The organism is Streptomyces sp. CRN 30, from assembly GCF_034105845.1.
This window is the reverse complement of record NZ_JAVRHI010000260.1, coordinates 1-12430: the sequence shown is the minus strand read 5'-3', so window position 1 is coordinate 12430 and position 12430 is coordinate 1. Positions and strand designations below refer to the sequence as shown.

Annotated in this window: 12 protein-coding genes; all 12 read left to right on the top strand. The window is 71.6% G+C overall.

Features of this window, described 5'->3' with window-relative positions; genetic code table 11:
* Window positions 1-2 precede the first annotated feature (2 nt).
* The gene (locus UW392_RS27320) at window positions 3-1358 is read left to right on the top strand and encodes a replication-associated recombination protein A (RefSeq protein WP_320777783.1); all 1356 of its coding nucleotides are present in this window, start codon (window positions 3-5) and stop codon (window positions 1356-1358) included.
* 295 nt (window positions 1359-1653) lie between these two features.
* Entirely contained in the window at window positions 1654-2268 is a 615-nt protein-coding gene (gene rpsD / locus UW392_RS27315) for a 30S ribosomal protein S4 (RefSeq protein WP_030681098.1), read from the top strand.
* Window positions 2269-2461: 193 nt separating this feature from the next.
* Window positions 2462-2917 carry a DUF948 domain-containing protein gene (locus tag UW392_RS27310; protein WP_320777782.1) on the top strand — a complete coding sequence of 152 codons (456 nt, stop codon included), beginning with the start codon at window positions 2462-2464 and terminating at the stop codon, window positions 2915-2917.
* Between the two features lie 7 nt (window positions 2918-2924).
* On the top strand, window positions 2925-3299 hold the full coding sequence (locus UW392_RS27305; RefSeq protein WP_320777781.1) for a hypothetical protein: 375 nt from the start codon (window positions 2925-2927) through the stop codon (window positions 3297-3299).
* On the top strand, window positions 3299-5971 hold the full coding sequence (alaS, locus tag UW392_RS27300; RefSeq protein WP_320777780.1) for an alanine--tRNA ligase: 2673 nt from the start codon (window positions 3299-3301) through the stop codon (window positions 5969-5971). Before UW392_RS27305 ends, alaS begins: the two co-directional genes overlap by 1 nt.
* Window positions 5972-5982: 11 nt before the next feature.
* On the top strand, window positions 5983-6447 hold the full coding sequence (gene ruvX / locus UW392_RS27295; RefSeq protein ID WP_320777779.1) for a Holliday junction resolvase RuvX: 465 nt from the start codon (window positions 5983-5985) through the stop codon (window positions 6445-6447).
* 121 nt (window positions 6448-6568) lie between these two features.
* Complete coding sequence (gene mltG / locus UW392_RS27290) at window positions 6569-8254, top strand: endolytic transglycosylase MltG (RefSeq protein ID WP_320777778.1); 1686 nt, start codon at window positions 6569-6571, stop codon at window positions 8252-8254.
* Window positions 8235-9074, top strand: a complete 840-nt coding sequence (locus tag UW392_RS27285; protein ID WP_320777777.1) for a shikimate dehydrogenase — start codon at window positions 8235-8237, stop codon at window positions 9072-9074. Before mltG ends, UW392_RS27285 begins: the two co-directional genes overlap by 20 nt.
* Before the next feature lie 232 nt (window positions 9075-9306).
* Entirely contained in the window at window positions 9307-10491 is a 1185-nt protein-coding gene (gene aroC / locus UW392_RS27280; protein ID WP_320777776.1) for a chorismate synthase, read from the top strand.
* A complete protein-coding gene (locus UW392_RS27275; RefSeq protein ID WP_320777775.1) occupies window positions 10488-11003 on the top strand; it encodes a shikimate kinase in 516 nt (171 codons plus the stop codon). The genes aroC and UW392_RS27275 overlap by 4 nt, the downstream gene beginning before the upstream one ends.
* A complete protein-coding gene (gene aroB, locus UW392_RS27270) occupies window positions 11000-12094 on the top strand; it encodes a 3-dehydroquinate synthase (protein ID WP_320777774.1) in 1095 nt (364 codons plus the stop codon). The genes UW392_RS27275 and aroB overlap by 4 nt, the downstream gene beginning before the upstream one ends.
* 173 nt (window positions 12095-12267) lie before the next feature.
* Window positions 12268-12430: Pro-rich N-terminal domain-containing protein (locus UW392_RS27265; protein WP_320777826.1), on the top strand; the 163-nt coding region annotated here is incomplete at its 3' end.

Genomic DNA, 12430 nt, shown 5'->3' with positions numbered 1-12430 from the left:
CCGTGGAGCCCGACCTGTTCACCGCCGCCGCCGAAGACCGCCAGGAGAAGGAACCGTCCAGCAGCCCCCTGGCGGTCCGGATGCGCCCGCGCACCCTCGACGAGGTCGTGGGCCAGCAGCACCTGCTCAAGCCCGGTTCACCCCTGCGACGGCTCGTCGGCGAGTCCGGCGGGGGACCGGCCGGACCGTCCTCGGTGATCCTGTGGGGCCCGCCCGGCACCGGCAAGACGACCCTCGCGTACGTCGTCTCCAAGGCCACCAACAAGCGCTTCGTGGAGCTCTCCGCGATCACCGCGGGCGTCAAGGAGGTCCGCGCGGTCATCGACGGCGCCCGCCGCGCCACCGGCGGCTACGGCACCGAGACCGTCCTCTTCCTCGACGAGATCCACCGCTTCAGCAAGGCGCAGCAGGACTCCCTGCTCCCCGCGGTCGAGAACCGCTGGGTCACCCTGATCGCGGCGACGACCGAGAACCCGTACTTCTCCGTGATCTCGCCCCTCCTCTCCCGCTCCCTCCTCCTCACCCTCGAACCTCTCACCGACGACGACCTGCGCGGACTGCTCCGCCGGGCCCTCGCCGACGAGCGCGGCCTCAAGGGCTCCGTCACCCTCCCCGAGGAGACGGAGAACCACCTGCTGCGCATCGCCGGCGGTGACGCCCGCCGCGCGCTGACCGCCCTGGAGGCCGCGGCCGGAGCCGCCCTCGACAAGAGCGAGACGGAGATCAGCCTCCAGACCCTGGAGGAGACCGTCGACCGGGCCGCGGTGAAGTACGACCGCTCCGGCGACCAGCACTACGACGTGGCGAGCGCCCTGATCAAGTCGATCCGCGGCTCCGACGTCGACGCTGCCCTGCACTACCTGGCCCGCATGATCGAGGCGGGCGAGGACCCCCGGTTCATCGCCCGGCGGCTGATGATCTCAGCCAGCGAGGACATCGGCCTCGCCGACCCGAACGCGCTGCCCGTCGCGGTCGCCGCCGCCCAGGCCGTCGCCATGATCGGCTTCCCCGAGGCCGCCCTCACCCTCAGCCACGCCACCATCGCGCTCGCCCTCGCCCCCAAGTCCAACGCGGCGACCACCGCCATCGGCGCCGCCATGGAGGACGTCCGCAAGGGCTTCGCCGGCCCCGTGCCCACGCACCTGCGTGACGGCCACTACAAGGGCGCGGCCAAGCTCGGCCACGCGCAGGGGTACGTGTACCCGCACGACCTGCCCGAGGGCATCGCCGCCCAGCAGTACGCCCCGGACGAGCTCAAGGACCGTACGTACTACACGCCGACCCGGCACGGCGCCGAGGCGCGCTACGCGGACGCGGTGGAGTGGACGAGGAAGCACCTCGGTCGCAAGCGGTCCTGAGCACCCTGTAAACTCGCCCGGAGTGCCGAGTCCCGCGCTGTCAGAGCGGGACACCCGGCCGGAGCCCCCAGCGGGATCCAGGAGCGTCGCGCACCGTCGAAGGTGTCGCGGGCAGCCCACCACCATCCGGAGCTCCGGGAGAGGTCGGTGGGCCACTCGCGTGCTGCACATATGTGCCCAGACCAGGGGAGCGGCTACCCATCTCGGACCCGACCGGTCCGGGGCGGGATTCCCCGGCTGCGGATGCGACCTCCCTCAAACCCTGACGAGCCGAACACTTAAGAGAAGAGAAACAGTGGCGAACCAGTCCCGCCCCAAGGTCAAGAAGTCGCGTGCCCTCGGCATCGCGCTGACCCCGAAGGCCGTCAAGTACTTCGAGGCCCGCCCCTACCCGCCGGGCGAGCACGGCCGCGGCCGCAAGCAGAACTCGGACTACAAGGTCCGTCTGCTCGAGAAGCAGCGTCTGCGCGCGCAGTACGACGTCTCCGAGCGCCAGCTCGTCCGCGCCTACGAGCGTGCCGCCAAGACGCAGGGCAAGACCGGTGAGGCCCTGGTCATCGAGCTCGAGCGCCGCCTCGACGCCCTGGTCCTGCGGTCGGGCATCGCCCGCACGATCTACCAGGCCCGCCAGATGGTCGTCCACGGCCACATCGAGGTCAACGGCCAGAAGGTCGACAAGCCGTCCTTCCGTGTCAAGCCGGACGACGTCGTCATGGTCCGTGAGCGCAGCCGCCAGAAGCCGCTGTTCGAGGTCGCCCGCGAGGGTGGCTTCGCCGCGGACGGCGAGACCCCGCGCTACCTCCAGGTGAACCTCAAGGCCCTGGCGTTCCGCCTGGACCGTGAGCCGAACCGCAAGGAGATCCCGGTGATCTGCGACGAGCAGCTCGTCGTCGAGTACTACGCCCGTTGATCCTGCTTCGGCGGACGTAGTCCCCTCGCGCGTCAGCCCGTCGTTCCCCCGCCCTCTTCGAGGCGGGCGGGGCGGCGGGCTTTCCGCGTTCCGCGGCGAGGCGTTAATGCGGTACGAGGTGACATCCCCGGCGCGATAGGCTCGGGAGCACGACTTTTCGATGTTCAGGCAAGTGCCAGGGAGCGGGTGCGCAGTGTCCGGTGGAGAGGTGGCCGGGATCCTGGTGGCCGTGTTCTGGGCGATCCTGGTCTCCTTCCTCGCCGTCGCACTGGCGAGGCTGGCCCAGACGCTCAGGGCGACCACCAAGCTCGTCGCGGACGTGACCGATCAGGCGGTCCCGCTGCTCGCCGACGCCTCCTCCGCGGTCCGCTCCGCGCAGACGCAGATCGACCGGGTCGACGCGATCGCCTCCGACGTCCAGGAGGTCACCTCCAACGCCTCGGCGCTCTCCACCACCGTCGCCTCCACCTTCGGCGGCCCGCTGGTGAAGGTCGCGGCCTTCGGCTACGGCGTGCGCCGTGCCATCGGCGGCCGCAAGGAGGAGACGCCGGACAGGCCGGGCAGGGCACCCCGGCGGACCGTGATCGTCGGCCGTACCGTCCCGTCCGCGCGCCGGGCACGGCGCGACGCCCGGGGGAAGAAGGACTGACCCAGCGATGTTCCGTCGTACGTTCTGGTTCACCACGGGCGTCGCAGCCGGTGTGTGGGCCACCACCAAGGTCAACCGCAAGCTGAAGCAGCTGACCCCCGAGACGCTCGCCGCGGCCGCGGCCAACAAGGCACTCGAGACCGGTCACCGCCTCAAGGACCGCGCGGTGGGCTTCGCGCTGGACGTCCGCGACGGGATGGCGCAGCGCGAGGAGGAACTGGGCGACGCGCTCGGCCTGCACGCGCCGGTCGACCGCGACGCATTGCCCGCGCCCGAGCGCTACGCCGCCATCGAGAACCGCAGCAACACCAAGTACGTCGAGGGCTCGACACAGCGCTCGACGCACCACACGAACTCGTACAACCGGAATGAGGACCACTGATGGAGTCGGCCGAGATCCGCCGCCGCTGGCTGAGCTTCTTCGAGGAGCGCGGGCACACCGTCGTCCCTTCGGCGTCGCTCATCGCGGACGACCCGACTCTGCTCCTGGTCCCCGCAGGCATGGTGCCCTTCAAGCCGTACTTCCTCGGTGAGGTCAAGCCGCCTTACTCGCGCGCCACCAGCGTGCAGAAGTGCGTGCGCACGCCCGACATCGAAGAGGTCGGCAAGACCACGCGCCACGGCACGTTCTTCCAGATGTGCGGCAACTTCTCCTTCGGCGACTACTTCAAGGAAGGCGCCATCACCTACGCCTGGGAGCTGCTCACCTCGCCCCAGGACAAGGGCGGGTACGGGCTCGACCCCGAGCGTCTGTGGATCACGGTCTACCTCGACGACGACGAGGCCGAGACCATCTGGCGCGACAAGATCGGCGTACCGGCCGAGCGCATCCAGCGGCTGGGCAAGAAGGACAACTTCTGGTCCATGGGCGTCCCCGGCCCCTGCGGCCCGTGCTCGGAGATCAACTACGACCGCGGCCCCGAGTTCGGCGTCGAGGGCGGCCCGGCCGTCAACGACGAGCGCTACGTGGAGATCTGGAACCTGGTCTTCATGCAGTACGAGCGCGGCGAGGGCACCTCGAAGGAGGACTTCGAGATCCTCGGCGACCTGCCGAGCAAGAACATCGACACGGGCCTCGGCCTGGAGCGCCTCGCCATGGTGCTGCAGGACGTGCGGAACCTGTACGAGATCGACACCTCGATGGCCGTCATCAAGAAGGCCACCGAGCTGACCGGCGTCGAGTACGGCGCCGCCCAGGACTCCGACGTCTCCCTGCGCGTGGTCACCGACCACATGCGCACCTCCGTCATGCTCATCGGCGACGGCGTCACCCCGGGCAACGAGGGCCGCGGCTACGTACTGCGCCGCATCATGCGCCGCGCCATCCGCAACATGCGCCTGCTCGGCGCCACCGGCCCGGTCGTCAAGGACCTCGTCGACACCGTCATCGAGATGATGGGGCAGCAGTACCCGGAACTGATCACCGACCGCGAGCGGATCGAGAAGGTCGCCCTCGCCGAGGAGGCCGCCTTCCTCAAGACGCTGAAGGCCGGCACCAACATCCTCGACACCGCCGTCACGGACACCAAGGCCGCCGGCGGCACCGTCCTCGCCGGTGACAAGGCGTTCCTGCTCCACGACACCTGGGGCTTCCCGATCGACCTCACCCTGGAGATGGCCGCCGAACAGGGCCTCTCCGTGGACGAGGACGGCTTCCGCCGGCTGATGAAGGAACAGCGGGAGCGCGCCAAGGCCGACGCCCGCGCCAAGAAGACCGGCCACGCCGACCTCGGCGCCTACCGTGAGATCGCCGACACCGCCGGCGCCACCGACTTCATCGGGTACACCGACACCGAGGGCGAGTCCTCCGTGGTCGGCATCCTCGTCGACGGCGTCTCCTCCCCGGCCGCCACCGAGGGCGACGAGGTCGAGATCGTCCTGGACCGCACCCCGTTCTACGCCGAGGGCGGCGGCCAGATCGGCGACACGGGCCGCATCAGGACCGACACCGGCGCCGTCGTGGAGATCCGCGACACGCAGAAGCCGGTCCCGGGCGTCTACGTCCACAAGGGCGTCGTCCAGGTCGGCGAGGTCACCGTGGGCGCCCGCGCCGAGGCCATGATCGACGTGCGCCGCCGCCGGGCCATCGCCCGCGCCCACTCGGCCACCCACCTCACCCACCAGGCGCTGCGCGACGCTCTCGGCCCGACGGCCGCCCAGGCCGGCTCCGAGAACCAGCCCGGCCGGTTCCGCTTCGACTTCGGCTCCCCGTCCGCCGTGCCCACGGCCGTGATGACGGACGTCGAGCAGAAGATCAACGAGGTGCTCGCCCACGAGCTGGACGTGCACGCCGAGGTCATGGGCATCGACGAGGCGAAGAAGCAGGGCGCCATCGCCGAGTTCGGCGAGAAGTACGGCGACCGCGTCCGCGTGGTCACCATCGGCGACTTCTCCAAGGAGCTGTGCGGCGGCACCCACGTGCACAACACCGCCCAGCTCGGCCTGGTGAAGCTGCTCGGCGAGTCGTCCATCGGCTCCGGTGTGCGCCGTATCGAGGCCCTGGTCGGCGTCGACGCGTACCACTTCCTCGCCCGGGAGCACACGGTCGTCGCCCAGCTCCAGGAGCTGGTCAAGGGCCGTCCGGAAGAGCTCCCGGAGAAGGTCTCCGCCATGCTCGGCAAGCTGAAGGACGCCGAGAAGGAGATCGAGAAGTTCCGCGCCGAGAAGGTGCTGCAGGCCGCCGCGGGGCTGGTCGAGTCCGCCAAGGACGTTCAGGGCGTCGCGCTGGTCACCGGGCAGGTACCGGACGGCACCGCCCCCGACGACCTGCGCAAGCTCGTCCTCGACGTGCGCGGCCGCATCCAGGGCGGCCGGGCCGCCGTGGTCGCCCTGTTCACCGTGAACAACGGCAAGCCGCTCACGGTCATCGCCACCAACGACGCCGCCCGCGACCGCGGCCTCAAGGCCGGCGACCTGGTCCGCACCGCCGCCAAGACCCTCGGCGGCGGCGGTGGCGGCAAGCCGGACGTCGCCCAGGGCGGCGGCCAGAACCCGGACGCGGTCGGCGAGGCCGTGCAGGCCGTCGAGCGGCTGGTCGCCGAGACCGCCAAGTAGGGACAGCGAGCATGCGCAGAGGACGTCGGCTCGCGATCGACGTCGGGGACGCCCGGATCGGGGTCGCCTCGTGCGACCCCGACGGGATCCTCGCGACACCGGTCGAGACGGTCCCGGGACGGGACGTCCCGGCCGCCCGGCGCAGGCTGGGACAGCTGGTGGAGGAGTACGAGCCGCTCGAGGTCGTCGTCGGTCTCCCGCGCTCCCTGAAGGGGGGCGAGGGCCCGGCGGCGGCCAAGGTCCGCGGTTTCGCCCAGGAGCTCGCGCGCGCCATCGCGCCCGTTCAGGTGAGACTGGTGGACGAGCGGATGACGACCGTGACGGCCAGTCAGGGACTGCGGGCCTCGGGGGTGAAGTCCAAGAAGGGCAGGTCGGTCATCGACCAGGCCGCCGCTGTGATCATCCTTCAGCAGGCGCTCGAATCCGAACGGGTGTCAGGTGAGCCGCCGGGCGAGGGCGTCGAAGTGGTTATCTGATCGCGATACGGTAACGTTCCGCGCGATGCGGGGTTTTCGAACAGCCACCGCACAGAGAGAGGCGGAACGGGCGCCGGACCAGGGAGCCGGACGGTCGCCGTCTCGCGGCTCTAGGGGATCGATGACTCAGTATGGCCGGGGCCAAGGCTCCGAACCGTGGCATCCGGAGGACCCGTTGTACGGGAACGACGGGTGGGAAGGGCAGCAGGCCCAGCAGCCCTCTTACGACGGCCGGCCCCAGCAGCAGCCGCAGTACGGCGAATGGGGCCAGGGTCCGCAGGAGGCCTATGCCCAGGGACAGCAGCCCTACCCGCAGCAGTACGACGGGCAGCAGCATGAGCCGTACGCCCACCAGGGCCAGCAGGAGTACCAGGGCGGCTGGTCCCCCGGCGCGCCGGAACAGCCGCAGATTCCGTACCCCGCCGACCCCCTGGACCCCTACGGCAACCAGGCCGGGGCGCACGGCGCCGACCAGGCCGATTTCTACGGCTCTCCCGAGGCCTATCCGCCGCCGGAGCCGCCGGCCCGCCGTCGCGCCGAGCCCGAGGAGCGATCCGGGGAGGCCGACTGGGATCCCGGCCCCGACCAGGGCGAGCACGCGTTCTTCGCGGGCGGCGGCGACGACGCGAACGAGGACGGCGACCTGGCCGGGGACCCGGGCGAGCGGGCCGCGCGCGGCGACCGCCGGGCCCGGGGCGGCAAGGGAGCGAAGGGCAGGGGCGGGAAGAAGAGCCGCAACGGCGTCGCCTGCCTGGTGGTCGTCCTGGTCCTCGGCGGGGGTGTCGGCGGCGTCGGTTACTTCGGCTACCAGTTCTACCAAAATCGTTTCGGCGCGGCACCCGACTACATCGGCGAGGGCACCGAGAAGACCGTGAGCGTCACCATCGCCGGCGGCGCGAGCGGTTACACGATCGGCCAGGAGCTGAAGAAGGCCGACGTCGTCAAGAGCGTCGACGCCTTCGTGACCGCGCAGGCGAACAACCCCGACGGTGACAAGATCCAGGCCGGTGTCTACGTCCTCAAGACGCAGATGTCCGCCGCGAACGCCGTCGCCCTGATGCTCGACCCCACGAGCCGGAACAACCTGGTCATCGCCGAGGGCAAGCGCAACGCCGCCATCTACGAGCTCATCGACGAGCGCCTCGAGGTGGACGAGGGCACCACGGCCGAGGTCGCCAAGGCCCAGTGGAAAAATGTCGGCCTGCCCGACTGGGCGATGAACCACGAGGACGTCAAGGATCCGCTGGAAGGGTTCCTCTACCCGTCGAGCTATCCGGTGGCCAAGGGCCAGAAGCCCGTGGACGTGCTCAAGGACATGGTGGCGCAGGCCAGCGCCCAGTACGAGAAGATCGGCCTCGAGCAGCACGCGGAGGAGCTCGGCCTCGACGGACCGTGGCAGCTGCTCACCGTGGCGAGCCTGGTGCAGGCCGAGGGGAAGACCCACGACGACTTCCGGAAGATGGCGGAGGTCGTCTACAACCGCCTCAAGCCCGACAACACCGAGACCAACCAGAAACTCCAGTTCGACTCGACCTTCAACTACCTGAAGGGCCAGAGCAACATCCACGTCGGCGAGTCCGAGATCAACAACAACTCGGACGTGTACAACACCTACTACCACAAGGGTCTGCCTCCCGGACCCATCGGCAACCCCGGTGAAGAGGCCCTCAGCGCGGCGCTGGACCCCACGGACGACGGCTGGATCTACTTCGTGGCGACCGACGGCGTGAGCAAGACCGAGTTCGCCACGAATCACGACGAGTTCCTGAAGCTGAAGGACAAGTTCAATGCCAGCTCGGGCAACTGACGGTCGCCGGGCCGCCGTTCTCGGCTCGCCGATCGCCCACTCCCTCTCCCCGGCGCTGCACCGCGCCGCCTACGCGGAGCTGGGCCTTCAGGGCTGGACGTACGACCGTTTCGACGTCGACGAGGAGGCGCTGCCCGGCTTCCTCGAGCGGCTGGGACCGGAGTGGGCCGGGCTGTCGCTGACCATGCCGCTCAAGCGGGCGGTCATCCCGCTGCTCGACGGGATCAGCGGGACGGCGGCCTCTGTCGACGCGGTCAACACCGTGGTCCTCCACCAGGACGGCCGGCGGACCGGCGACAACACCGACATCCCCGGGATGGTCGCCGCCCTGCGCGAGCACGGCATCGAGAAGGCGGAGTCCGCAGCGATCCTCGGCGCCGGCGCCACCGCCTCCTCCGCCCTGGCCGCACTCGCCCGCATCTGCACCGGCGAGGTCGTCGCCTACGTCCGCAGCGAGGCGCGCGCCGCCGAGATGCGCCAGTGGGGCGAGCGGCTCGGTGTCGCGGTGCGCACGGCCGACTGGTCGGACGCCGCCGAGGCGCTGCGCGCGCCCCTGGTGATCGCCACCACTCCGGCCGGCACCACGGACGCGCTGTCGGGCGCGGTCCCGGAGCGGCCCGCCACCCTCTTCGACGTGCTGTACGAACCGTGGCCGACCGAGCTGGCGGCGCGCTGGTCGGCGCACGGCGGAGCCGTCGTCGGCGGCCTGGACCTGTTGGTGCACCAGGCAGTGCTCCAGGTCGAGCAGATGACGGGGTGCGCGTCCGCGCCGCTGGGCGCCATGCGGCAGGCGGGCGAGGACGCGCTCGCGGCGCGCTGAGAGCCTGTGTGCCAGGCGTCGCGCGCCCGTCCGGGGACATGACACAGACTCTGAGGGACGGAGCGGTCACCACCGTCCCGTCTGGTGGACCTCCGGCCGGTGCCGGTGAGCGGACGTGAAAGGATCGGTCCCGGCGGGCCAGGGCCGCGCACCCGGTCTCGCCGTTGCCGTACGCGAGGACGCGTGGACACCGAGGCATACGCAGTACCGGGCGCGAGCATGAGGAGCACCGTTGAGCAGGTTGCGCTGGCTGACCGCGGGGGAGTCCCACGGTCCCGCACTCGTCGCGACGCTGGAGGGTCTGCCCGCCGGCGTGCCGATCACCACCGACATGGTGGCGGACCACCTGGCCCGGCGCCGGCTCGGCTACGGACGCGGCGCCCGCATGAAGTTCGAGCGCGACGAGGTCACCTTCCTGGGCGGGGTCCGGCACGGGCTCACCCTCGGCTCCCCGGTGGCGGTCATGGTGGGCAACACCGAGTGGCCGAAGTGGGAGCAGGTCATGGCGGCCGACCCGGTGGACCGGGAGACGCTGGACGGGCTGGCCCGCAACGCGCCGCTGACCCGGCCCCGGCCCGGCCACGCCGACCTGGCGGGCATGCAGAAGTACGGCTTCGACGAGGCCCGCCCGATCCTGGAGCGCGCCTCGGCCCGCGAGACCGCCGCCCGGGTGGCGCTGGGCGCCGTCGCGCGCTCCTACCTGAAGGAGACGGCCGGCATCGAGGTCGTCAGCCACGTGGTGGAGCTGGCCGCGGCCAAGGCCCCCTACGGCGTGTACCCGACCCCCACGGACGTGGAGAGGCTCGACGCCGACCCGGTGCGCTGCCTGGACGCCGACGCGTCGAAGCGAATGGTCGCGGAGATCGACCAGGCCCACAAGGACGGCGACACCCTGGGCGGCGTGGTCGAGGTGCTGGCGTACGGCGTGCCGGTGGGCCTGGGCTCGCACGTGCACTGGGACCGGCGGCTGGACGCCCGCCTGGCCGCCGCGCTCATGGGCATCCAGGCCATCAAGGGCGTCGAGGTCGGCGACGGCTTCGACCTGGCCCGGGTGCCGGGCTCCAAGGCGCACGACGAGATCGTCGCCACGGACGAGGGCATCCGCCGCGCGTCGGGCCGTTCCGGCGGCACCGAGGGCGGGCTGACCACCGGTGAGCTGCTGCGCGTACGCGCGGCGATGAAGCCGATCGCGACCGTGCCGCGCGCACTGCGCACGGTCGACGTCACCACGGGCGAGGAGACCCAGGCGCACCACCAGCGCTCGGACGTCTGTGCGGTGCCGGCGGCCGGGATCGTGGCCGAGGCCATGGTGGCGCTGGTGCTGGCGGACGCGGTGGCGGAGAAGTTCGGCGGCGACAGCGTGGTGGAGACCCGCCGCAACGTGGCGTCCTACCTCGAGCACCTGGCCATCCGGTGAGCGCTCCGTCGATCGTGCTGGTGGGTCCGATGGGGGTGGGCAAGTCCACCGTCGGGCAGCTGCTGGCCGAGCGGCTCGGCTGTGCCTACCGGGACACCGACGACGACATCGTCGCCGAGCAGGGCCGGGCCGTCGCGGACATCTTCGTCGACGAGGGCGAGGCGGCCTTCCGCGTACTGGAGAAGCGGGCGGTGGCCGCCGCGCTGGCCGGGCACCCCGGTGTCCTCGCCCTCGGCGGCGGCGCGGTCCTGGACGCCGACACACGCGCGCTGCTGGCCGGTCACCGGGTGGTGTACCTGTCGATGGACGTGGAGGAGGCGGCGAAGCGCACCGGACTGGGTGCCGCCCGGCCGCTCCTCGCGGTCAACCCGCGCAAGCAGTGGCGCGAGCTGATGGAGGCCCGCCGCCACCTGTACACCGAAGTCGCCCGCGCGGTCGTGCCGACCGACGGCCGCACCCCCGAAGAGGTCGCCCAGGCGGTCCTCGACGCTCTGGAGTTGAAGCACGCATGACCGAGCAGGAAGTCACCCGGATCCAGGTCGGCGGCACGGCGGGCACCGACCCGTACGAGGTCCTGGTCGGCCGGCAGCTCCTCGGCGAGCTCGGCGGGCTGATCGGGGACAGGGCCCAGCGGGTGGCGGTCATCCACCCCGAGGCGCTCGCCGGGACCGGCGACGCGCTCCGGGCCGACCTCGCCGAGCAGGGCTACGAGGCGGTCGCCATCCAGGTGCCGAACGCGGAGGAGGCCAAGACCGCCGAGGTCGCCGCCTACTGCTGGAAGGCGCTCGGCCAGTCCGGGTTCACCCGTACCGACGTGATCGTCGGCGTGGGCGGCGGCGCCACCACCGACCTGGCCGGGTTCGTGGCGGCCAGCTGGCTGCGCGGGGTGCGCTGGATCGCCGTCCCCACCACCGTGCTGGCCATGGTGGACGCGGCCGTCGGCGGCAAGACCGGCATCAACACCGCCGAGGGCAAGAACCTGGTCGGTGCCTTCCACCCGCCGGCCGGAGTCCTCTGCGACCTGGCCGCGCTGGACTCCCTGCCCGTCAACGACTACGTGTCCGGGCTCGCGGAGGTCATCAAGGCCGGCTTCATCGCCGACCCGGTGATCCTCGACCTGATCGAGGCGGACCCGCAGGCCGCCCGCACCCCGGAGGGCCCGCACACCGCCGAGCTGATCGAGCGGTCCATCCGGGTCAAGGCCGAGGTCGTCTCCGCCGATCTGAAGGAGTCCGGGCTGCGGGAGATCCTCAACTACGGGCACACCCTCGGCCACGCGATCGAGAAGAACGAGCGCTACAAGTGGCGGCACGGCGCGGCGGTCGCGGTGGGCATGCACTTCGCCGCCGAACTGGGGCGCCTGGCGGGCCGGCTGGACGACGCGACGGCGGACCGCCACCGCGCGGTGCTGGAGTCGGTCGGACTGCCGCTGACCTACCGCTACGACCAGTGGCCCAAGCTGCTGGAGAACATGAAGGTGGACAAGAAGTCCCGCGGCGACCGGCTGCGCTTCATCGTCCTCGACGGCCTGGCCAGGCCCACCGTCCTGGAGGGCCCCGACCCGGCCGTCCTGCTCGCCGCCTACGGCGAGGTGGGGGAGTAGCACCCGCCCGGGCCCGTCCACCGGCCCGAAGCGCCCTGCGGCGCGGGGCACTTCGAGCCCGCACCGGCCGTTCACCACAGGACGGCCGGGGACGGTACCGTTCGGTAGGGAGTGGGGCCCGAAGCCCCGTCCCGCCAGCGTCAACGCGACTGTACGAGACGGAGTGGCACCGGATGCAGCACGCAGTGGGGGCTCCGCTGCCGCCTCCCCATCAGCCGGGGCACGGTCCGGCGGCGGCCTGGTCGTCGGCCGAGCACCACGAGGGACACCCCGGCCACCCGGGCGGCGCGCCGACGGCTCCGCCCGGCGCGGGCTTCGCCGGTGCGCCGGTCCCGC

Bases quoted from the DNA above. Each gene is read 5' to 3' on its own strand.
- aroB (WP_320777774.1), top strand. From the start codon at position 11,000: ATGACCGAGCAGGAAGTCACCCGGATCCAGGTCGGCGGCACGGCGGGC.
- alaS (WP_320777780.1), top strand. From the start codon at position 3,299: ATGGAGTCGGCCGAGATCCGCCGCCGCTGGCTGAGCTTCTTCGAGGAG.
- mltG (WP_320777778.1), top strand. From the start codon at position 6,569: ATGACTCAGTATGGCCGGGGCCAAGGCTCCGAACCGTGGCATCCGGAG.
- UW392_RS27305 (WP_320777781.1), top strand. From the start codon at position 2,925: ATGTTCCGTCGTACGTTCTGGTTCACCACGGGCGTCGCAGCCGGTGTG.
- UW392_RS27285 (WP_320777777.1), top strand. From the start codon at position 8,235: ATGCCAGCTCGGGCAACTGACGGTCGCCGGGCCGCCGTTCTCGGCTCG.
- ruvX (WP_320777779.1), top strand. From the start codon at position 5,983: ATGCGCAGAGGACGTCGGCTCGCGATCGACGTCGGGGACGCCCGGATC.